The organism is Lysobacter sp. K5869, from assembly GCF_018847975.1.
Taxonomy (GTDB): domain Bacteria; phylum Pseudomonadota; class Gammaproteobacteria; order Xanthomonadales; family Xanthomonadaceae; genus Lysobacter.
In genome coordinates, this window is sequence record NZ_CP072597.1 from 5735966 (window position 1) to 5757242 (window position 21277).

General features: G+C 69.9%; 21 protein-coding genes. 8 read left to right on the forward strand and 13 right to left on the reverse strand.

The annotated features are described in order from the left end of the window. Positions 1 to 98: 98 nt before the first annotated feature. The 4 genes from J5226_RS24325 to J5226_RS24340 all read right to left on the reverse strand — a co-directional run bounded on the left by J5226_RS24325 (position 99) and on the right by J5226_RS24340 (position 3796). On the reverse strand, positions 99 to 833 hold the full coding sequence (locus tag J5226_RS24325; RefSeq protein WP_215837661.1) for a response regulator: 735 nt from the start codon (positions 831 to 833) through the stop codon (positions 99 to 101). Then, complete coding sequence (locus J5226_RS24330; protein ID WP_215837662.1) at positions 830 to 1876, reverse strand: histidine kinase; 1047 nt, start codon at positions 1874 to 1876, stop codon at positions 830 to 832. The genes J5226_RS24325 and J5226_RS24330 overlap by 4 nt, the downstream gene beginning before the upstream one ends. Positions 1877 to 1991: 115 nt before the next feature. After that, positions 1992 to 2906, reverse strand: coding sequence for an alpha/beta hydrolase (locus tag J5226_RS24335; RefSeq protein ID WP_255322927.1), 915 nt, complete (start codon positions 2904 to 2906; stop codon positions 1992 to 1994). 206 nt (positions 2907 to 3112) lie between these two features. After that, positions 3113 to 3796, reverse strand: coding sequence for a GNAT family N-acetyltransferase (locus tag J5226_RS24340; protein ID WP_215837664.1), 684 nt, complete (start codon positions 3794 to 3796; stop codon positions 3113 to 3115). A gap of 160 nt (positions 3797 to 3956) precedes the next feature. On the opposite strand from J5226_RS24340, the gene metF reads away from it, so the two are divergent. Next, entirely contained in the window at positions 3957 to 4781 is an 825-nt protein-coding gene (gene metF / locus J5226_RS24345; protein ID WP_215837665.1) for a methylenetetrahydrofolate reductase [NAD(P)H], read from the forward strand. A gap of 270 nt (positions 4782 to 5051) precedes the next feature. Continuing rightward, the gene (locus J5226_RS24350) at positions 5052 to 6320 is read left to right on the forward strand and encodes a M12 family metallo-peptidase (protein ID WP_215837666.1); all 1269 of its coding nucleotides are present in this window, start codon (positions 5052 to 5054) and stop codon (positions 6318 to 6320) included. A gap of 630 nt (positions 6321 to 6950) precedes the next feature. Here the strand turns inward: J5226_RS24350 and J5226_RS24355 are convergent. After that, entirely contained in the window at positions 6951 to 7379 is a 429-nt protein-coding gene (locus J5226_RS24355; RefSeq protein WP_215837667.1) for a hypothetical protein, read from the reverse strand. Between the two features lie 213 nt (positions 7380 to 7592). Here J5226_RS24355 and J5226_RS24360 point away from each other — a divergent pair, with 213 nt between their 5' ends. The 4 genes from J5226_RS24360 (at position 7593) to J5226_RS24375 (ending at position 11970) form a co-directional block, all read left to right on the forward strand. Continuing rightward, positions 7593 to 8324 (forward strand): DUF4124 domain-containing protein, encoded by a 732-nt coding sequence (locus tag J5226_RS24360; RefSeq protein ID WP_215837668.1) that lies wholly within the window; start codon positions 7593 to 7595, stop codon positions 8322 to 8324. Between the two features lie 119 nt (positions 8325 to 8443). Next, positions 8444 to 9358: a branched-chain amino acid transaminase gene (locus J5226_RS24365; RefSeq protein ID WP_215837669.1), complete on the forward strand. Its 915-nt coding sequence runs from the start codon at positions 8444 to 8446 to the stop codon at positions 9356 to 9358. Positions 9359 to 9671: 313 nt separating this feature from the next. Then, the gene (locus tag J5226_RS24370) at positions 9672 to 10163 is read left to right on the forward strand and encodes a hypothetical protein (protein WP_215837670.1); all 492 of its coding nucleotides are present in this window, start codon (positions 9672 to 9674) and stop codon (positions 10161 to 10163) included. Positions 10164 to 10179: 16 nt separating this feature from the next. Then, complete coding sequence (locus J5226_RS24375) at positions 10180 to 11970, forward strand: XVIPCD domain-containing protein (protein WP_215837671.1); 1791 nt, start codon at positions 10180 to 10182, stop codon at positions 11968 to 11970. 197 nt (positions 11971 to 12167) lie between these two features. On the opposite strand, the gene J5226_RS24380 is transcribed toward J5226_RS24375, so the two are convergent. The 5 genes from J5226_RS24380 to J5226_RS24400 all read right to left on the reverse strand — a co-directional run bounded on the left by J5226_RS24380 (position 12168) and on the right by J5226_RS24400 (position 16734). Further along, positions 12168 to 13505, reverse strand: coding sequence for a HAMP domain-containing sensor histidine kinase (locus tag J5226_RS24380; protein ID WP_255322928.1), 1338 nt, complete (start codon positions 13503 to 13505; stop codon positions 12168 to 12170). A gap of 4 nt (positions 13506 to 13509) precedes the next feature. Next, positions 13510 to 14190, reverse strand: a complete 681-nt coding sequence (locus tag J5226_RS24385; RefSeq protein ID WP_215837672.1) for a response regulator transcription factor — start codon at positions 14188 to 14190, stop codon at positions 13510 to 13512. A gap of 543 nt (positions 14191 to 14733) precedes the next feature. Then, positions 14734 to 15642, reverse strand: a complete 909-nt coding sequence (gene rimK / locus J5226_RS24390) for a 30S ribosomal protein S6--L-glutamate ligase (protein WP_215837673.1) — start codon at positions 15640 to 15642, stop codon at positions 14734 to 14736. Positions 15643 to 15728: 86 nt separating this feature from the next. Next, entirely contained in the window at positions 15729 to 16220 is a 492-nt protein-coding gene (locus tag J5226_RS24395) for a RimK/LysX family protein (RefSeq protein WP_215837674.1), read from the reverse strand. Positions 16221 to 16560: 340 nt separating this feature from the next. After that, on the reverse strand, positions 16561 to 16734 hold the full coding sequence (locus J5226_RS24400) for a hypothetical protein (protein WP_215837675.1): 174 nt from the start codon (positions 16732 to 16734) through the stop codon (positions 16561 to 16563). A 55-nt stretch (positions 16735 to 16789) separates the two neighbouring features. Here J5226_RS24400 and J5226_RS24405 point away from each other — a divergent pair, with 55 nt between their 5' ends. Then, positions 16790 to 17464, forward strand: coding sequence for a hypothetical protein (locus J5226_RS24405; RefSeq protein WP_215837676.1), 675 nt, complete (start codon positions 16790 to 16792; stop codon positions 17462 to 17464). Between the two features lie 68 nt (positions 17465 to 17532). After that, positions 17533 to 18453: a hypothetical protein gene (locus J5226_RS24410; RefSeq protein ID WP_215837677.1), complete on the forward strand. Its 921-nt coding sequence runs from the start codon at positions 17533 to 17535 to the stop codon at positions 18451 to 18453. 30 nt (positions 18454 to 18483) lie between these two features. Here the strand turns inward: J5226_RS24410 and J5226_RS24415 are convergent, their stop codons facing one another. The 3 genes from J5226_RS24415 to J5226_RS24425 form a co-directional block, all read right to left on the reverse strand. Beyond that, entirely contained in the window at positions 18484 to 19389 is a 906-nt protein-coding gene (locus J5226_RS24415) for a M15 family metallopeptidase (RefSeq protein ID WP_215837678.1), read from the reverse strand. 1 nt (position 19390) lies between these two features. Continuing rightward, a complete protein-coding gene (locus tag J5226_RS24420) occupies positions 19391 to 20218 on the reverse strand; it encodes a hypothetical protein (RefSeq protein ID WP_215837679.1) in 828 nt (275 codons plus the stop codon). Between the two features lie 204 nt (positions 20219 to 20422). After that, the gene (locus J5226_RS24425; protein ID WP_215837680.1) at positions 20423 to 20782 is read right to left on the reverse strand and encodes a VOC family protein; all 360 of its coding nucleotides are present in this window, start codon (positions 20780 to 20782) and stop codon (positions 20423 to 20425) included. Between the last annotated feature and the right edge of the window lie 495 nt (positions 20783 to 21277).

The following is a 21277-nucleotide window of genomic DNA, read 5'->3' on the forward strand; positions in this document are numbered from 1 at the left end:
CCCGCCGCGGCCCGCGCCAATCGCAGCCGGTGGCGGCTCGGAACGTCATCGACAAAACGGCAGCGGCCGGCGTCGTCGGGCGCTCCCGCACACCCGCCCTACAACGACAAGCGCTCGCGCAACTCCCGCGACTGCCGCCGCGACACCTCGATCCGGCTGCCGTCCTTGAGCTCCAGTTCGTAGCCGTCGCCCACGGCCAGTTCCACCGATTTCACCGAGCGCAGGTTCACCAGGGTGTTGCGGTTGGCGCGGAAGAACAGCGACGGGTCCAGCCGCGCCTCCAGCGCGCTCAGGCTGCGCGCGAGCAGCGCGCATTCGTTGCGGAACCAGACCCGCGCGTAGTTGCCGTCGACGACGATGCGGTGGACTTCGCGCAAGGCCACGAACCAGCAACGCTCGCCGTCGCGCAGGAACACCTGGTCGTCGGCGCCGAGCGGGCCGCGCGCTTCGGCCGGCGAGGTCTCGCTGGGCAGGCGCGCGCGGGCGCGCTGCAGCGCCGCGTTCAAGCGCTCGGGTTCGACCGGCTTGACCAGATAATCCAGCGCGTTGGCCTCGAAGGCCTGCACCGCGTATTGGTCGTAGGCGGTGGTGAACACCACCAGCGGCGCGACTTCCAGCCCGGCGATCACGTCGAAGCCGCTGCCCGAGGGCATCTGGATGTCGAGCAGGACCAGATCCGGACGCAGCCGCGCGATCGCTTCTTGCGCCTGCGGCACGTCCTCGGCCTCGCCGAGGATGTCGACCTGCGGCGATCGCGCCAGCAAGGTGCGCAGTTCCAGCCGCGCCAACCGGGTGTCGTCGACGATCAGCACGCTCAGCGGACGCAGGCTCATTGCGGAATCTCCATGTGCGCGTGCACCCGCGCGCCGTGCTGGCGCAACTCGAACGAACCCGGCGTCGCGGCATGGGCCAGCCGCGTGCGCAGGTACGCCAGACCGACGCCGCGCCGCACCGATTCGGCCTCGATCTTGCCGGGATTGGCCACCTCGATGCGCAGCCGCCCGCCGTCGCCGCGCACGCGCAGGCTCAGTTCGCCGCCGCCGGGGGTGCGGGCGATGCCGTGCTTGATCGCGTTCTCCACCAGCAACTGCAGCGCCATCGGCGGCAGGCGCAGGTCCAGCGCGGCCGGATCGATCTCGCGCGTCACCCGCAGCCGGTCTTCGTAATGCACCGATTCGACCGCGAGGTAATCGTCCACCACGGTCAGCTCCTCGGCCACGCTGACCTGCTCGCGCTGGCTGTGATCGAGCGCGTGGCGCAGGGTCGAGGACAAGCGCGTGACCAGCTCGCGCGCGCGCTCGGTGTCTTCGTTGATGAGCGCGCGCAGATTGTTGAGCGCGTTGAACACGAAGTGCGGGTTCAGGCGCGCGCGCAGCGCGTCGAGTTCGGAGGCGTTGCGCAGCGATTCGGCGTTGAGCCGGGCGATCTCGCCCTCGCGGTAGCGGCGCATCGCCACCGTCCAACTCCACAGCGCGGTCCACAGCGCCAGCGAGGACGCGGTCTGCGCCCAATACATGACCAGCATCGGCGCGGCGAAACCGGCGGTGTTGTCCGGCCCCAGATAGACCCAGTCGTGGGTGGCGGCGACCCACAGCACCGGCACCAGCACCAATTGCGACAAGGCCGCGCCGATCAGCACGCAGGCGAACAAACGCACGGCCAGCCGCAGCGGGCCGAGCTCGAACCAATGCCGGCGGTGCGCGATGCGGCGCATCGCCTGCCCCACCGCCCACAACTCGGCCGACAGCGCGACGGCGATGAACACCGCGCCGGACGTGACCTGGCCGAACGCGGCCGACATGCTGACGATGAAGGCGCAGTAGCCCGCCCAAAACAAAACGTCGATCAGGGCCGCACGGAAGAAGGGTCGCAACATGGATCGCATCGAATCGGGTGATGGAAAGAGCCGCCGCGCCGCATGCGCGCGGCGACGGCCGCGCCGGCCGGGCCCCGCCGCGCGAGCCCGCCGGGGAACGACTTTAACGCGTCGCTCAGCCCGCCGGCGGGGTCTCGGCGAGGAAACCGCGGACCTGATCCTGCAGCCACTTCGGGTCGTCCCACATCAAGAAGTGATAACCGTCCTGGCTCAGTTCGATGCGCGCGCCGGCGAGCTTGGCGTATTGCTGCCGGAACATCGCCAGGGTCGATTCGCGGGTGCCGCCGTAGCGCGCGCCGGCGACCCAACTGCCCAGCACCAGGGTCGGCACCGTGATCTTGTCCATGTCCGGACGCAGGTCGGTGGTCATCATCTCGTACAGCGACAGCGCCGTGGTCGGACGGTCGCTGGCTTCGCCCCACTGCCGCAGCAGCGCGACCTTCGCATCGTCGCTGGTCATGCCCTGCGCGGTGACGGCGATGCCGCGGTAGTAATGCGCCTGCGGCTGGTTCAGCACCAGCGAACGCGCGCCCTGCGCCATCGGCACGATGGTCTGCGCGGTCTGGGTCGGGCCGTACAGCGAGCCGAGAAAACCGTAGGTGTCGACGATGATGAGCTTGCCGATGTCCTGCGGCTTGGCCATGCCCATCTTCAGCGCGACGAAGCCGCCGAGGCTGTGGCCCATCACCACCGGCTGCCGGAGCTTGCGCTGTTCGATGTAGGCCAGCACTTCGTCGCGCATGCGGTCGTTGTAGGCCTCGGTCTTGATCGCCGGCGCGCCGGCGAAACCGGGGAACTGGATCAGATGGCACTGCACCTGGTCGGCCTGCAACGCGGCGCAGGTGTCGCGCCAGGTGTCGGCGCCGGAGTTCATGCCGGGGATCATCAGCACCGGCCGGCCCTGGCCGACGACTTCGACGCTCAGATCCTGGAAACGCTCGCTGGCGGCCTGCGCGGCGCCGGCGGCGAGCAGCGCGGTCAGGGCGAAAGCGATGCGGCGCACAGCGTTGGGACGGCGGGACTGCGGCATGACGGATTCCTCGGGGCAGTGGCGTGATGGCGCCACCTTGCCGGGCCGTCGCGGGCGGTTGGGGGGATTCGTGAGCAGTGGCGGCAGGGGCCGGCGAGCGGCGGGCGGCGCGGACGAGCGGCGGCCGCTTTCGGCGTCGCGCGCCGGAACCGGGACCGGGCGCCGGGACGGTCGGCGTCGCCGCGCCCCCGCGCCCGCCATCGCGCTCAACCCGCGCGCCGCAACGACCAGAACGGGATATCGCGCCGCAATTCGAAACCGTTGCGCAGATACAACTCCACCGCGCGCGGATTCTCGTGGCTCACGTGCAGGAACGGAATCCGCCCGCGCGCGTGGTTGTCGCTGACCAGAAACGCCAGCAGGCGGCGCGCGTGGCCGCGGCCGAGATGGTCGGGATGCGTGCAGATCGCGCTGAGTTCGGTGTAGCCGTCCAGGCCCATGCGCTCGCCGGCCATCGCCGCGAGGCGTCCGTGTTCGTAGAGGCCGAAGTAGCGGCCCAGTTCCATCGTGCGCGGGCGGAAGTAATGCGGGTACACCAGCGCGGTCAGCGCCAGCACGTCCTCGCGCTGGGCCGGGCCGAGCTCGACGAGGGGCGCGTCGCCCGCCACCGCCGCGACCGGCGCGCGGCAGATCATCTGCGCCAGATCGGTGAGATGGCGCAGCTCCCACGCCGCGCCGACCTCGGGCGCCACGCCGAGCACCAGCGCGGTGTCGCCGTCGGGCACCAGCGCGCGCAGCGCCTCGTCCGCGCCCGCATCGGCCCGCGCCACGCCCAGGAACGGCGCGACCTGCGCGGGATAGCGCGCCGCCCCGCCCTCGCCCAACGCCAGCGCGCGGTGGCGGCTGGTCAGGGACGCCCAAATCGGATTGTCGAGTGCGCTTTCGCTCATGCCGGCCGCCGCTGGAGACTGAACTCAAGCAATGGCGTCGCCGCGGCCGCCGCTCAAGCCGCGGCCGACCGCGACTTTGGTCCAAGCCCCGCGCCGCTTAACTTCCAATCCATCGCGATAAAGAGATATTATCCCCGCAACCCTCGCCACGGCCCCGCCCATGCTGCCGATCAGCTTCGAGTTCTACCCGCCCAAGACCGACGATCAGCGCGGCCAGCTCGACAAGACCGCGGCCAAGCTGCGCGCGTTCGCGCCGAGCTACGTCTCGTGCACCTTCGGCGCCGGCGGCTCGACCCTGAGCTACACGCCCGAAACCATCCGCCGCCTGCGCGAGGAACACCGCCTCGACGCCGCGCCGCACTTGTCCTGCGTCGGCGGCACCCGCGCCGAAATCCGCGAGTTGCTGAAGCTCTACCGCGAACTCGGCTGCCGCCGCCTGGTGACCCTGCGCGGCGACCTGCCCTCGGGCATGGCCAGCGCCGGCGACCTGCGCTACGCCAACGAACTGGTCGAATTCATCCGCGCCGAAACCGGCGACCACTTCCACATCGAAGTGGCGGCGTACCCGGAAACCCATCCGCAGGCGCGCGACGCGCTGTCGGACCTGGAGAACTTCAAGCGCAAGGTCCGCGCCGGCGCCGACGGCGCGATCACCCAGTATTTCTACAACCCCGACGCCTACTTCCGTTTCGTCGACGACGTGCGCGCGGCCGGCATCGACGTTCCGATCGTGCCGGGCATCATGCCGATCGCCAATTTCACCCAGTTGCGGCGCTTCTCGGACCTGTGCGGCGCGGAAATCCCGCGCTGGATCGCCCAGCGCATGCAGGCCTACGGCGACGACGCCGACAGCATCCGCGAGTTCGGCGCCGAGGTCGTGGCCAAGCTGTGCAGCCGACTGATCGAAGGCGGCGCGCCGGGGCTGCATTTCTACACGCTCAATCTGTCCAAGCCGACCCTGTCGGTGCTCGCCCGCATCGCCTGAACGCGCGGCGCCGCCGGCGTTCACCCAACTGAAGCGAAACGACCGGGCGCACACAAATGCGCCTGTGCTGCCTAGCACCAATGGCGAACTGCGCACGCAGTTCTCAGCTTGCGCTTGCCTTGCGACAAATTCGGTCTTGAGCCGCGCGACGGCGCGCGCGCCCACTGGGAACAGGATGCATCGCCACGACGAGCGATGCCCTCGCGACCGCAACCGCCGGCCCGGCCACGGGCCCGCGGCGCGCAGCGGTCCCCAATGGAGAGTGCGCACATGTCCGTCCGCAACAAGCTCTTGCCGCTGAATTTCGCCATCGCTCTTTCGCTGGGCCTGGCCGGCGCCGCCTCGGCCGCCGAACCGGCTCCGCTGTTCTCCGTTCCCGCCGCCGCGCTCGCGCGCAGCGCCGACGCCGACCTCGGCTTCAAGGCGGTCAAGGCCGAGCGCGCCGCGACCCGCGTCGATCTGGTCCGCGCCGATACCGCGCAGGTCACCGAAACCCAGGATCAACTGCTGCTCAACCTCGCCCCGGGCGTGAGCCTCAAGGCGCACAAGCTGAGCGCGCAGCGCAAGGCCGACGGCATCGTGATCTGGCAGGGCATGGTCGGCGACCCGAACGCGCAGTTCAAGCGCATCAACCGCTTCACCGGCGCCGAGCTGATCGACAATCCGGAAGAGTCGGCGATCCTGGTGCGCCAGGGCGATCAGATCTCCGGCACCGTGCGCAGCGGCGGCAAGCTGTACCGCATCGACCCGCTCAAGGCCGGCGGCCACGCGATCAGCCTGATCGACGAATCCAAGATGCCCGAGGACCACCCGGCCTCGTACGGCCGCCTGCCCTACACCCCGGTCAAGCTCGATCCCAAGTTCGACGAAGCCAAGGCCGGCGAGAAAGCGCCGACGGTGGTGCGGGTGATGGTGGTCTACACCCAGGCCGCCGCCACCGCGGTCGGCAACACCTTGACCAAGGCCAATCTGGCGATCACCGAGAGCAACCAGAGCTTCACCAACAGCGCGGTCAACGTGCGCTTCGAGCTGGCCGGCCAGTACACCGCCAACTACACCTCGGCCGGCTTCGACACCGACCTGAGCCGCTTCGCCGGCACCAGCGACGGCTACCTCGACAGCTACCACGCCACCCGCAACAGCATCACCGCCGACGTCAACGTGCTGATCATCACCGACAATCAGTACTGCGGCCTGGGCTATCTCAACTCGAGCGCATCCAACGCCTTCAGCGTGGTCAGCCACTCGTGCATGACCGGCTACTACAGCTTCGCCCACGAGATCGGCCACAACTTCGGCGCGCACCACGATCCCAGCAACGGCACCAACACGGTCTACCCCTACGGCCACGGCTACTGGGGTCCGGGCAACGCGTGGCGCACGATCATGGCCTACAGCTGCGGCAGCAACTGCCCGCGCCTGAACTATTGGTCGAACCCGAACATCACCTACAACGGCTCGCCGATGGGCACGGCCGCCAAGAGCAACAACGCGCGCGTGCTCAACGAACGCGCGACGACGGTGGCGGGTTTCCGCTGATCGCGCGCACCGCGCGGCGCCTTTGGGCGCCGCGCGGTGGTTTTCGGGTCGGGCGTAGCGCGGGCGCGTGAGCCGCTAACGGTTTAAGCCATGACTCCCGAACGTTTGTCGTTATCCGGTTTTCGCGGTCGCAGCTTGCGCAGCTCCTACAGGGGCTTCGGAAAGTTGCGTATCCGACTGTAGGAGCTGCGCAAGCTGCGACCGCGAAAGCGCAACGACGGCGCACCCCACCTACCGACACGACACAGCAAACACCGCTGTTGCCGTTGCCCTTCGCCTTGACGCATCCCCAAGCAAAGCCCACGCCCCGCAGCCCCGGAGGGCGTGCGCATGGATGCGCACGCGCGCCATGGGTCAGGATGACCCTTATGGCGCGGCCCCGCGTCGCTGTGAGCCCTAGCGGCTCTTGATTCGAAAACAAGGAAAGCGCCTTTCTTTGGTTACTTTCTTTGGCAAGACAAAGAAAGTGACCCGGCCGCTTGCGGACGGAACGCTCTGGATTGGAGCTTGTCGTCACTCGTTGTTGCGTTGAGAGCGAACCCACAGCAAAGTCAAAATGGGTTCCGGCTTTCGCCGGAATGACGGAGTGTGAGTTGTGCTTCTCGCAGGTGGCGGACACACTACCCACCGTCATTCCGGCGGCGGAACACCCCACTCACCGTCATTCCGGTGAAAGCCGGAATCCATTTTGATGTTGCTTCCGCTTTCTCTGGTAGAGGCGTACGACGACGAGCGAAGATCAAACGCTAAGAGCTTTCGTCCGCAAGCGGCCGAGTTACTTTCTTTGTCTTGCCAAAGAAAGTAACCAAAGAAAGGCGCTTTCCCTGTTTTCGAATCAAGAGCCACTAGGTCCAGTACCGGGCGCGGGGCCGCGCCATAAGGGTCATCCTGACCCATGGCGCGCGCGCGCATCCATGCGCGCGCCCTCCGGGGCTGCGGAACGTGGGCCTCGGGTGGGGATACGTCAAAGCAAACAGCAACAGCAACAGCAACGACAACAACAACGGCAACCGCAACCGCAACGCCAATTGCGACGGCTACAGTCAGGGCCAAATGCATTCCAGCTTTCGCCGGAATGACGGACCAAAGGCCTCGCAATCCCGGCTAAATTCGACAAGGCCGCATCGCTCCGGTCGACGCCGGTCCCCACGCCGCGACGAAACTACGCCGCACCCGCACCACCACCGCATCGCGCCACCGCACATCCCCGCACCGCCTCCACCCGCGACCGCCGCACTGTCCATACGCATCCCCCGGCGCTAGTCTTCGCCGATGCCTGCCCCCGTCCGTCTTCTCCCCCTGCTGCCGCCGCTCGCCCTCGCCGCGGCCGCGCTGTTCCCGAGCGCCGCCCCGGCGCAGATCCGCCGCTGCACGGACGCGCACGGCAACTCGGTCTACACCGATCGCGATTGCGCCGCCGTCGGCGGCGTCGACCGTTTGCCGCGCGGCGCGGCCGCGGCGGCCAAGCCGGAGAACGCCTACGTCGGCGGTTGCGCGCGCAATTTGCGCGATCTGGTCGGCGCCATCACCACCGCCATCGACGCGCACGACGGCAACAAGCTCGCCGCGGTCTACCACTTCGCCGGCATGTCCGACGATCAGGGCTATGCGGTGATCCAGCGGTTGGACGCGATCGCCCAGCGGCCGCTGCTCGACATCGCTCCGGTGATGGGCGCCAGCGCCGAACCCGCGCCGCGCCCGGAAGCCTGGACCACGCTGCCGCCCGCTCCGGCCAACGCCGCGCTGGCGCCGCTGCCGCCGATTCCGCCGCCGTCCGCGCCGGCCGGCTTGGGCCGCCCCGCCGGCATGGACGGCGCGCCGGCGCCCGCCGCGGAGGCGTCCGCCAGCGCCGAGCCCGAGCCCGCGCCGGCGGCGCCCGTGCACCGCCGCCCCGCCCCGGTCGCGCTGCGCCTGGAGCAGACCATGGCCAACGGCGTCACCCCCTCGCGCACCGTGTTCGGGCTGACCCGCCACTTCGGCTGCTGGTGGATCAAAGGCGGCTGAGCGGCGCTGAATGGGCGCATCCGACGCGCCGCGCAAGCCCATACGCCGCAGTCGCGTTGGGAAGCCGCCGCGGCGCAGGGCACAATAGCGGTTTCCCCTCCCCACGACGGAAGCCGACGATGCAATACCCCGAATGGATCTGGCACAACGGATCGATCAAGCGCTGGGCCGAAGCGACCACCCACGTGATGTCGCACGCGCTGCACTACGGCTCCTCCGTGTTCGAGGGCATCCGCACCTACGACACGCCCAACGGCCCGATCATCTTCCGCTTGAACGACCACAACCAGCGTCTGTTCGCGTCAGCCAAGATCTACGACATGGCGATCCCGTACTCGCTCGCGCAGATCAACGCCGCCTGCCATGAAGTGATCAAGGCCAACGGCCACAGCACCGATTACCTGCGTCCGGTCGCCTACCGCGGCCTCGGCGGTTTCGGCTTGTCGGCCGACACGCCCACCGACGTCGCCGTGGCGACCTGGAAGATGGGCCAGTACCTCGGCGCCAGCGTGTTGGAAGAAGGCATCGACGCCTGCGTGTCGAGCTGGCAGCGCTTCGCGCCCAACACCATTCCGGCCGGCGCCAAGGCCGGCGGCAATTACCTCTCCGGCCAGTTGGTCGCGCGCGAAGCGCGCCGCCTGGGCTTCGGCGAAGGCATCGCGCTGGCGTCCACCGGCTTGCTGTCGGAAGGCGCGGGCGAGAACCTGTTCCTGGTCTTCAACGGCGCGCTGCACACCACGCCGGTGAGCGCCGCGCTGCTCAACGGCCTGACCCGCAACACCATCATCACCCTGGCCCGCGACGTCGGCATCGAAGTGATCGAACGCGACCTGCCGCGCGAATACCTGTACCTGTGCGACGAGTTGTTCATGTGCGGCACCGCCGCCGAGATCACCCCGATCCGCTCGGTCGACGGCCGTCAGGTCGGCAGCGGCCGCCGCGGCCCGGTGACCGAGCGCATCCAGGAACTGTTCTTCGGCCTGTTCAACGGCAAGACCGCCGACAAGTACGGCTGGCTCGAAGCGGTCAAGTAAGCGCCGATGAAGTAAGCCAAACGCGCTCGCCGGCCCGGGACGGACAGGCGAGCGCACGCCGCGGGGCGCAACGCCCCGCGCGCGCTGGCGCGCCGCGCGCCGGCATTTGACAGCCCGCGCGACCCGCGCGTATAGCTACGGCGCGCATTCCACGGACGCCGACATGCCGCTTCGCCCGACCGCACTGCTGCTGGCCGCGCTTGCGCTGAGCGCGTGCGCGCACCCGCCGGCGGGCCGGTCGCGGACGCCGGCTCCGGCATCGCATCCGACGACGCCCGCCGCGCCGAAGCCTTCCGCTCAGGAGCCTCCCGCCATGACCTCCGCCGCCGCACCGCCGGCCGCCGCGCCGCGGCTCGATGCCGAGCAGGTGCTCACCCGCTTGCTGGGTTTGATCCGCGAGACCGAACGGGTCGAACAGTTCACCCCGCAACGCCTCAGCGCCGCGTTCGGCGTCGACTTCCGCGTGTACGAACCCGGCTACTGGGGCTACGGCGAGCGCCTGTCGCCGCGCTGGACCTACGGCATGGAAATGCGCGAGAAGATCGCGGTCGGCCCGCGCTTCGCTTTCAGCTTCAACGCCGCCGCCGAGAACGCGCCGGCCGAGGAAATCTGCGCGATCGATTACCGCCGCTTCGCCGCCGAACTCGAAGCGATGGGGTTCCGGCGCGAGGCCCGGCACGGCGAACACGGCGCCTTCCTCGCCGACTGGTTCGACCGGCCCGGCATGCGCGTGATCGTGAAACAGCAGCGGCTGGCGTCCGGCGACGATGCGCGCGCCTGCGTCAGGGACGTTTCCATCCCCTGAGTCCTAAGGAAGGGACATGACCGACCTGACCCCGCAAGCCCAGGCGCTGCTGACCGCGTTCGCCGCGCGCGCCGACGTCACCGCGCAGCAGGCCGCGAACCTGCAGACGCTGGTGACCGCCACGCCGGCGCTGGTCGCGCAGTTCAACGAAGCCGCCGCGCCGCCGGCGTATCTGACCTCGATCGTGCCGCTGACCAATCCGCACGCGGGCGGCGAATACAACTGGGACGGGCGCGAAGTGCGCGTGCCCTTGTCGATCCTCAACACGCCGCCGGGCGGCCGCTTCGATCCCGGCGAAGCGGTCTACGTGCTCGGGCACGAACTGCGCCACGGCGGCAACCGCGCCGAGTACAACCCGCGCGAGGCCGCGGTCTACGCCGAGATGGACCGGATCGCGCAAACGCCGTCGCCGCGCGACTACACCGCGCCGGTCGAAACCCTGCTGGCGGCGCGCCGGCTCGACGAAGCGCGCGCCGAGGTCTACGGCTTCAACGCCGTGGCGTCCTCGGTGCGCCAAGCCAATCCCGCCGCGACCTTGGGCGATGTCTACAACGCCAACTCGCGCATGCCGGTCTACATCGACCGCAGCGCCGACGGCCCGCCCTACACCTACTCGATCAAGCCGCATCTCACGCTCAACGCCGATCTGAGCCTGACGCCGAACGACGCCAACGTCGAAGGCATGGGCGTGCACTTCTTCGACCGCGCGCGCGCCGCGCCGCACGGGCTGGGCAATCACGGCGACGCCGATTACCGGCATTTCTACGTCGGCGCCGCGATCGCCGACGCGGCGCACTACGAACACCAACGCCATCCCGCCGGCCCGGGCGCGGGCGGGCCGGACATGCAGCTCGACCTGGGCCGGCTGCGGGTCACCGAAGCCGCCCTGGAGCGCGCCGGCCTGCGCCTGACGGCCGGGCAGACGCTGCCCTATCTCGACAGCTCGACCGCGCCGCCGACCCGGCATCAATTCGATTTCGTCGCGCCCGCACCGGCGCCGGCCCCACCCGCGCCCGCGCCCGCCGTGCATCCGCCCGCGGGCGGCCCCGCCGGGCCCGCGCCCGGCGGCGGCGCGCCCCCGCCCGCGGGAGCGCCCGCCGGAGCGGAACCCGCGCGCGATGCCGCGGCCGCGGCGGGCGCCGCGGTGGTGGGCGCAGCCGCAGGCGCCGCGGCCGGCGCGGCGGCAGTGGGCGCGGCCGCAGGAGCGGCGACAGGCGCGCCCGCAGTAGGCGCGGCTCCAGGAGCGGCAGCAGGCGTGCCCGCAGTGGGCACAGCTCCGGGAGCGGCGCCCGGCACGCCCGCGACGGGCGCAGCGGCGCCCGGCGGCGCGGGCGCGCCCGCTCACGGCGCACCCGCGGGCGCACCCGCTACCGGCGCACCCGGCGCGCAACCGCCCGCCGTGCACCCGCCCGCTGCGCCCAACCCGACGATTCCCGGCCTGCCGTCCGATCACCCCGACCACGCGCTCTACCGCCAGATCCGCGCCGGCGTGGAGCGCGTGGACGCGCAGCTCGGCCGCGGCTACGACGACACCAGCGAGCGCCTGACCGCCTACGCGCTGGCCCGGCACAAGGAAGGCGGCGGCGGCGCGGTCGACCACGTCGTGATGTCGCCGGATCGTTCGACCTTGTTCCTGGTCGGCGGCCGCCTCGAAGACCTGGCCCATCAGCGCACCGCGGTTTCCGTGGCCGACGCGATGAGCGCGACGCCGGCCGATTCGCTGCGTCGCGCCGAAGCGGCGCAGCCGGCCGCACCCGACGCCGCGCAAGAGCGCTCGCAGGAAAACGCGCGCGCTCCGACGCGCTAGCTCGACGCGTCGCCCGGTCCACGCGGCGCGCCGGCGCCGCGCGCCGGTTCGATGGACGCGAATGCCGACCACCGCCGGCTAATGCGAAGAAAGGGCGCGCTCAACGAACGCGCCTCGATATCGTCGGCGCTACTCCGCCGCCCCGCGCTCCGCGGCGCCGGCATCGCAAACCTCGCGTCGCCGGCCCACCGGCCGCGTCACGCCGCGCGCGAGAACCGCAACGTCGCCACCACGCCGCGCTCCTCGCCCGGCTTCACCCGCACGTCCCAGCCGTACAGATCGCACAAGCGCCGCACGATCGACAGGCCGATGCCGCCGCCCTGCGAATGCCCGGCGTGGGTGCCGCGGTAGCCGCGCTCGAACAGCTTGGCCGCGTCCTCCGCGCTCAGGCCCGGGCCGGAGTCGATCACCTCGACCGAGTCCGGCAGCAAGCGCACCACGACGCTGCCTTCGGTGGTGTACTTGACCGCGTTGCCGATCAGATTGCCCAGCGCGACCGCGACCGCCGCTTCCGGCGCGTCCACCGCCCGTCCGCGTTCGCCTTCCACGCTCAGCGCGAGGTTCTTGCCGCCCATCTGCGCGCGGTGCGCGTCCAGCAGCTGATCCGCCAGCTTGCCGATGTCGGTCGACCCCTGGCCGCGCTCGTTGCGCGACAACAGCAACAGCGCGCTGATCAGGTCGGTGCACTGCTGCTCGGCGCGCTGGATACGCAACAACCGGTTGCGAGTCTTGTCTTCCAGATCCGGCCGCGACAACAGCAACTCGACCGCGCCCTTGATCACCGCCAACGGCGTGCGCAGTTCGTGGCTGACGTCGGCGTTGAACTCGCGGTCGCGCTGGACCACCTTGGTCAAACGCTCGGCGTAATCGTCCAGCGCCTCGGCCAACTGGCCGACCTCGTCGTCGGGGAAGTGCGCGGCCAACGCCTCCGACTGCGCGCTGCGGCCGGAACGCTTGATCCGGTTGGCCAGCTCCGACACCGGGCTCATCACCCGCGACGCCGCCCACCAGCCGACCAACAACGAGAACAGGGTGAACACCAGCACCGACAGATACAGCGCGCGATTGAACTGGGCCTCGCTGCGCGTGGCCTGGGTCATGTCGTAGGCGAGGAAGAACCATTCCGTCGGCGTCTTGCGCACGCCGAGCTTGTACGAGAACGGACTGCCGTCCGGGTTCTTGCCCTGGATGTTGTGGATGCCGTCGGGCAGCGCGTACCAGTCGGGCTGCTCCAGGCGCAGGTCCTCGAAGCGATCGCTCTTGACCACGCGCGCGCGGGTCTGCTGGAACGGCACCTGCGGGCTGGAGTTCGGCGCCAGATAGAACTGGCGCGCGTACTCGTCGATGTTGCGGTTCACCGCGTCCTCGACCAACTGGTTCTCGACCCGCGTGCGCGTCCAGTTGGTCGCGAACGCGAACATCGTGGTCAAGCCGAAACCCAGCAGAACGAAGGACAGGATGATGCGGCTGCGCAACCGCCGCCGGAAGCGCTTCTTTTTCTTCAGCCGCGATGCGGACGGATCCCCCGATGCCACGCGATCAACCGTTCTCGGGCGCCGCGATGCGGTAGCCGATGCCGTGGCGGGTCTGGATCAGCGGCGTCTCGAACGGCTTGTCGACCACCGCGCGCAGGCCGTGGATGTGCACGCGCAGGCTGTCGGAATCCGGCAGCTCCTCGCCCCACACCCGGGTCTCCAGTTCCTGCCGCGTGACCACCGCCGGCGAGGCTTCCATCAGCGCCTGCAGGATCTTCAGCGCGGTCGGGTTGAGCTGCAGCAGCTTGCCCTGGCGGCGCACCTCGAGCGTGTCGAGGTTGTATTCCAGATCGGCCGCGTTGAGCACCCGCGTCTGCACGCCGCGGCCGCGCCGCGACAGCGCGTTCAAGCGCACTTCCACTTCCTGCAAGGCGAAAGGCTTGATCAGGTAGTCGTCGGCGCCGGAGTCGAAACCGGCGAGCTTGTTGTCGAGGCTGTCGCGCGCGGTGAGCATCAGCACCGGCGTCTGCTTGCGCGCTTCGTTGCGCAGCTTGCGGCAAACCTCCAGGCCGTCGATGCCGGGCAGGTTCAAGTCGAGCACGATGGCGTCGAAGTCGTGCACCACGGCCAGATGCAGGCCGGTGATGCCGTCGGCGGCGAAGTCGACGGTGTGGCCGCGGTCTTCGAGAAAGTCGCCGAGGTTGGCGGCGATGTCCTGGTTGTCTTCGATTACGAGGATGCGCATGGGCTCGTCCCAGTGGGGTTGGCGGTACGACCATCGGCCGCGCGCCCGGGTTCCTGAGGCGTCGCACGCGAAGCGGCGACGGCAGGCGGAGGATTCTGCCAGAGCGTTTGTAAAATGAACGGGAAACGGACGGCTCCGCAAGCAGGCGGCATCGCCGCGGCGGGCGAATGGGCCAAAAGTCACGCGCCGCCCTCGCGCGCCGGAACCCCGGAAAAACAAAGGCCCAGACGCGGGGCCACCGCGCCTGGGCCAAAAGGGTATTGCCCCGATTACCGTAACCTGCGTTCGCCCAGATGACGTCTGACGAGGAGCGTGATTGGGGGGATCGACAGTGCTTCGGTGCGCCAACGCTACGCGGATTTCGATTAAACCGTCGTTAAAAGTCGTGTTAAATAAAAGTTAACGACAACCTAAAAGTGGAGTTGTCCCGGCCCGGCCCTTCCGCGCCGGGAACCTGCCGTTCGGCGGGTCGCCGACAGATGACCTGCGCGGCTTGCCATTTGCCGGGGATCGGGCAAGCCGACCCCGGTCCGGGGACCCCGTTCAGCGTCTCGCGGCCAGCCGGCGGGCCGGTTTTTCCCGCACCTGCCCGGCCACGAAATCGACGATTTCCACCGCCACGTCCACCCCGCTGGCCTCCTCGATGCCCTCCAGGCCGGGGGAGGCGTTGACCTCCAGCACCAGCGGGCCGCGGGCCGAGCGGATCAGGTCGACGCCGGCCACGCCCAGGCCCAGGACCTGGGCCGCGCGCACCGCGACGTCCTGCTCGGCGGCGCTGGCGCGCACGCCCTTGGCGGTGCCGCCGCGGTGCAGGTTGGAGCGGAAGTCGCCCTTCGGCGCCTGCCGCTTCATCGCCGCGACCACCTTGCCGCCGACCACGAAGCAGCGCAGGTCCGCGCCCTTGGCCTCGGCGACGAACTCCTGCACCAGGAAATTCGCGTACAGGCCGCGCAGCGCCTCGATCACGCCCTTCGACGCCGACAGCTTCTCGGTCAGCATCACCCCGGCGCCCTGGGTGCCCTCGTTGAGCTTGATCACGTGCGGCGGCGGGCCGAGCATCGACAGCAGGTCGGCGGTGTCGTCGGGGTTGTCGCCGAACACCGTCGCCGGCAGGCCGATGCCTTGCGCGGCCAGCAGCTGATGGCTGCGCAGCTTGTCGCGCGCGCGCAGGATCGCATCGGAGGTGTTGGGGCTGTAGCTGTCCATCAGCTCGAACTGGCGCAGCACCGCCGAGCCGTAACGGGTCACCGAGGCGCCGATGCGCGGGATCACCGCGTGGTAGCCGGCGAGCTCGCGGCCCTTGTAGTGCATCTGGAAGCCGTCGGAGGCGATGCGCATGTAGCAGCGCAGCGGGTCGAGCACGCGCACGCTGTGGCCGCGATGGCGCGAGGCCTCGACCAGCCGGCGCGTCGAATAGAGCTTGGTGTTGCGCGACAGGATCGCGAGCTTCATGGCGGGATCGGCTGAGAAGGTGGAAAGGGGATTCGGCTCAGATGGGGCGTGCGCGCGCGGCTTCAAGCGTCCGCGGACGGACGGCGTCAGGCCCGCGGCGGGCGCCGCCGCATGCGCCCGTGCAGGAACGAGCGGGCGGGGTCGACGGTGAACGCGTGCGCGACCGCGGTGCGGCCCAGCAGCATCGGAAAACGCATGCCGCGACGATCCGCCAGGTTTATGTCAATTTCGCGTTCGCTGCCGGCCAGACTCAGCACGGTGCGGATGAACACGCGACGGGTGCGGTGGCCGCCCGAGTCGGTGACCTCGCGTTCGTCGAACACCGGCGCGGTCGCCTCGACTTCGCCGGCGCCGACCGCGCCCGGGCTCAGGCGGAAGCCGACCCACGGCGCGCCGGCTTCGACGAAGCGCCACTGCGCGTCCACGTGCAAGGCCGAGCTGCGCGCGCCGGTGTCGATCTTGGCGCGCATCGCGGCGATGCCCAGTGCGGGCAGCGACGCGACTTCGCGCCAGCCCAGCAGGATGGGCGCGGCGAGCGGCGCGTCGGCGAGCGTCCGTTTCGGGATCGGGGAAGACATCGCACCTCCGGTGTGGCGAATGCTGAAAGGTTCGGGGGCGACAACGGTGCAACGAAAAACAGCGGCCTCGCGGCCGCCGTGGCGTTCGGCTCGCGGCGGGCGCGCAGCGTGCGGATCGCTTCGGTATCGAAGCGCCGAACGCAGCGCGGCGGTCCGCCGCGGGACCGGGCGCGCAGTCTAACCCGGCCGCCGCGCGAGCGTCGATGCGGCGCGGACGCGAATGATTTTTTTACATCGCCGTGCGGTTCGGGCCGCCGGCTTCGCTGTGCTCGTTTCTCTTAACTCTTTACTCGGCCGGAGCTTAGGAACGAGTCAAGAGGAACGAGTCGCGGCCGCGGGGTCAGTGCCGGCAGTTGCGCCGTTCCTCTTCCACTTCCTGGGCGACCGCTTCGGCGCCGAGCACGGCCAGGTCGCGGATGTTCTTGCGGGTTTCCTGGCAATCGCTGGGGCCGCCGCCGCCGAACAGGCGGCCGATCTGTTCGACGGTCGCGGCGATCGAGCGCGGCGGGCGCATACGGAAACGCTGCGCGCCCTGACCCGGCAGCGGCGGCGCGCGGCTGGCGAAGGGTTTGGCCGCGCGCGGGGCTTCGTCCCATGGCGTGCGTGGCGCGGGCGACGGCGACGGCGACGGCGACGGCGATGGCGATGGCGATGGCGATGGCGTCGAAGATTCGACGGAAGCGGGCGGAATGTCGACCGCAGTCAAAGCCGTGTCGGCCGTGGCGGAAGGCGCGATGCGCGGCGGCGGGCGGCGCGGCACCGGCACCGGCACCGGCACCGGCACCGGCACCGGCACCGGCGCGGAACGCGGCTCGCGCGCGACCGGTTCGGCCGGCGGCGCGGGCGCGGGCGGCGGCAACCAGATCAATACGAGATCGTCGCCGGCCGGCGGCGCACGCGGCGGCATCAACACCCGGCTCGCCAACCAGAACAAGGCCGCGTGCAGCGCCGCCACCACCGTCCAGGCCAGGATCGATTCCCATCGCGGCGCATCGTCGGCCGCCCGGCCGCGCGCGCGTCCCTGCCTCGGCGCCGCCAGCGCCCCGTGCTCCGCTTGCATCCGTTCCGTCCTTGCGCGTCGAGCGAACCGCGCGAGTGTGCGGCAGGCGCGGCGGCCCGCGGATGCCGAACGAACGCGCCGGTTGGTCGGCGTTCAAGCAAAGCGGCGTGCCGGCTTCGCGGTTCGATGCCGCGCGAGAGCAAACGAATGCCGCTGCATCGCGACGCGAGCGCGGCAACGATAACGCTGCGATAATGTCCGCCGCGGACTTGCGCCGATATCATGTCCGGCACCGCTCAAGGACCGACCCGCATGACCGCCACGGACCTCACCGATCTGCTGCTCGCCGCGCTCGGCCAACGCATCGACGACCCCGCCGCCATCGCTCTGGCGCAGGCGCTGGGCAACAAGCCGTTCAAGAGCGTCGCGCCGGGCAACACCGTCCATCTCGGCAGCCGCAAGCTCGGCATCGAAGTCGCCGCCACCGCGCAGATTTCCAATCGCGCCTATTTCCCGCCGCGCAAGCAAGGCCGCGTCTGGGCGACCTGGGTCTCGCACGCGTTCGTCTATCCGAACTATCGCGGCGCGTTGCCCGAAGGCTTCGATTGGTCGATGAACGACGCCGCGCTGTCGGCGCGCTTCCGCCGCCGCATCGAAGGCGGCCTGGAGGAAGTGCGCTACACCTTGCCGCCGCCGCGCGAAGGCCTGCGCGCCAAGGCCACTCTGGACGAAGACGAGGACCGCCCGCGGCATGTGTTGATCGGCGTCGCCGAGGAACAGGCGTACGCGACGCTCTATCCCGGCAGCGATCCCGCGCATTCGGTCGAAGACGGCTTCTTCGCCGCGTGGTGCGCCTTGAACGGCGTGCTGCGCGAAGACCGCCTCGACGCCGCCAGCCTCGCCGCGCTGCGCGAACGCCGCGACACGCCGCTGGCGTTCCTGTCCGGCGCGCTCGGCGGCCTGTTCTGGGAGAACGATGTGCAGCGCGAACACGCGCCGTTCTGCCACGCGTACGCCAATCGCTTGATGGAACCCAGCGACGCCTCGGCGCTGACCGACGCGCAGGCCACCTTCGGCGACGCCAACTATTGGCGCAAGGCCGGCGAGGCGATGACCCCGGACGACTGGGACCACTACGACCGGATCGCGCCGCGTTACGCGCAGCGTCTGGCGCAATGGCAACGCGGCGAAATCCGTTCGATGGTCGATCGGCCCGAACAAGACGCGCCGTAATCCGCGACCGCCGCCGCGCCGCGGCGCGGCTCAGGCAATCGGCTTGCCTTGCTGGTCCACGCCGTTGGGATAGCGCCGGCGCAGTTCGGCGATCATGTCGCGCTCGCTCAATCCGTCGGCCCAGTCCGGCCGCAGTTGGAAGTGCGGCGGATCCACCCGGCTCTTCCACAGCCCGCCCCACTCCAGCCCGAGTTCGCGCCCGAGCACGCCGATCGGCGCGTACGCATCGCCGTCGGTGACGTAAACGCTGCCGCGGAACAGACCGACATCGAAGGCCAGGCCGTAGTTGTGGTTGGACTGGCCGCCGCGAGCGTTGGTGACGGTCGCCGATGCGTCGACGACCTTGCCGGCGGCATCGCGGCCTTTGCGCCACAGTTCCTCTTGTTCCTCGAACGTGCGGGTGCCGCTGATGACGCGCACGGTCAGGCCGTGGTCCTTGCACTTGAACACCAGCGCGCGGGCATAGGGCCGCACGTGCGGCATCAAGGTAGCGATGTTCTTCTCGCTGCGCGCGTCGGCCAAGGCCTCCGGCGCCGGCGCGGCGTTGGTCTTGCCGAGGATCGCCGCTTCGATCGCGTTCCAGGTCTCCGGGCCGGGACGGCCGTCCTCGGTCACGTTGAGCGCTTTCTGGATGCCGCCGATCTGCAGCATGGTCGCCGACAATGCCGCGACCGGGGGACGGTACAGCTCGACCTCGACCGATTGGCCCTCCACCCGCATCGTGCCCGACCAGTCGCGGACCGCGCCGGCGGGCGGCGTCGCGCCCTTGAGCACCAAGGTCGGTTTCGGCGGGACCTTCTGCACTTGGAAGTCCATGACATTGTCGCCGGACTTCACCGTGGATCCGACGAATTTGTTGCGCGCGACTTCGATGTCGCGAATGCGCTCGGTGATGAAATCGAGCGAATTGCCGCCGCCGACCTTGATCTGGGTCATCTCAGTATCTCGGGCAAGGATTGAGCAGCAGACCCTTGGTCTGCATCGCCGCATACAGATCGCGCTGATACTTGGCCGGGCGGTTGGTCATCCCGATCGATATCGCGTCGCGGGTCGCGTCCAGCTTCGCGTTGGCGTCCGCGTTGGCCTTGAACTTGGTCGCCAATTCGCGCAGCGCGGGCAATTGCGCGTCGGTCAGCGCGTCCAGGCTCATCGAAACGCAGTACGTCAGCTGCCGTTCTTCCTCGGTGTAGGCGACCGCCTCGGCGATATCCTGCTTGGACTGATCGACCGCCTGCGCCGCCTGTTTCTCGGTCACCTCGACCACGAACTTCATGCCCTGCTGCAGCGACCCGGCCGCCTCGTACGCGAGCAAGTCGCGATGCGCCTCGGCCAGCAAATACTCGCCGGTGGGCTTGGTCATCCCGATCCGGATCGTCGCGAACGCCTGCTCGCGCCGCGCGCGCATCGCCGCCACCAGCGTGGCGACGGTCTGATCGTGGAATTCTTCCTTGGTGACGATGTTCTGCGTGCCCGTCGCCAGACTGTTGGCGGCGACGTAATTGGCCTTGACCCCGGCCGAGCCGGTCAGGCTGGAGGCGACGTTGAACAGCAGGGCGGCGGTCGAGGCGCCGATGTTGAGGCGCGTGCGCTTGTCTTGCAGTTTGCGCTCGACCCCGAAGTAGTCCGCGTCGATCTTGATCAGCATCGACTCGATCCAGGCGTTGCGCGATTCCATGGTGTAGGCCGCGACCAAGGCGGCCGGCGGCACCGGCGGGCTTTGCGCCTGCGCCGGTTTATCGACCTTGGAGGCCGGTCCCCCGGCCAAGCTCGCGCAGCCGGCGAGCGCCGCCGCGCACGCGCAAGCGGCCGCGAACGCAAGCATCCGTTGCAAACGCCACATCGTCGTCATGGCGGGTCCCCTGTTCCCCACCCGATCCAACGCAAGCCGACGCCGCCACAGGACACGGCGTCGCGCCGCACGCAGCGGTGCGACGGAGTTCATCGGGTGGGAAGGCGCGCGCCGCCCGGCTCAGTCGCGGTCGCTGGCGAAACGCAGGCGGTTGCCGTCGGGATCGGTGACCAACATCTCGCGGGTGTCCCAGGGCGTGTCTTGCGGCGGTTCGGTCGGGATCACGCCGTTGGCCACGAACTGGCGGTGGCATTCGTCCACGTCGGGCACGATCAGATACGCCGCGCCGCCGACTTCGCAATCGCCGGTGTGTTCGGTCAAGAACAAGGTCTGGCCGGCGCGGGTGATCTGCACGAACAACGGGAAGCCCGGCTCGAACCGGTGTTCCCAATCCACCTGGAAGCCCAGGCCGTCGCGATAGAACGGCAAGCTGCGGTCGGCGCGCAGCATGCGCAATTGCGGGATGACGGTTTGACGCACGCGCGCGCTCCTGTCGGCGGCCGCGGCGCGTCCCGGGCCGCCGACGGCGGCGGATCGTCGCGCCCCGGCGCGGGTCCATGGGGTCGGCCACTCTTATCACGTTTTCGTGCGCGCTCCGCCGGCATGCTTGCTGCGGTTTTGCACGGGCGCCGAAGGCCAGCGCCCGCCACCGACCGCCGGTCCGGCGGCACCCGGCCCGGATCGCCGCCAATTGTGAGTTTTCGGCCTTTTCCATATGCTGCCCCCACACTGGACAGCCACTCTTCAAGCCGTGGATCGAACGTGGCGATAGCGAATCGAGCGCGACCGGCCCCGGGCCGCCTGCGCGGCTCGCCAGCGGGTGCGGACGCCGGCGCAGCCCGTCGCGTCCGCCCGCGCCGCGACCCGTTCCTTGCGGCCGCGGACCGCGCCGCGCGCTTCGCGGCACGGCCGCGCCCCCTCACCCGCGCCGGCGCCGCGACATCGCGCCGGCGCGAACCAGCGACCCCGGCGGCC